The following is a 266-nucleotide window of genomic DNA, read 5'->3' as shown; positions in this document are numbered from 1 at the left end:
AGCCGGTATGGACCCGCGACGCCGGTGGTCGCGTCGAATGGGTCAACGCCGCCTATGCGCAGGCAGTCGATATGGCGGATGCGAGCCAGGTCATTTCAGAAGGGCGCGAGCTTTTCGGCGCACAGGCGCGTCAGCGTCTGGAGCGTGATCGCTTTGCCGAGCCTGTCCTGCAGGACCAGCTGACGGCTGTGGTGCACGGTGACCGCCGCCTTTTCAACGTGACGGACGTAAGCGCGGAAACAGGTTCCATCGGCCTCGGTTTCGAC

The 266-nt window shown here is 64.3% G+C and carries 1 protein-coding gene; it reads left to right on the top strand.

Translation table 11 applies throughout. The annotated features are described in order from the left end of the window. Nucleotides 1-266: hypothetical protein (locus tag SB822_RS57785; RefSeq protein WP_410859197.1), on the top strand; the 266-nt coding region annotated here is incomplete at both ends.

The organism is Paraburkholderia sp. SIMBA_054, assembly GCF_046534875.1.
Classification (GTDB): domain Bacteria; phylum Pseudomonadota; class Gammaproteobacteria; order Burkholderiales; family Burkholderiaceae; genus Paraburkholderia; species Paraburkholderia hospita.
The sequence above is the reverse complement of the archived record's forward strand: the minus strand, read 5'-3'. Positions and strand labels throughout refer to the sequence as shown.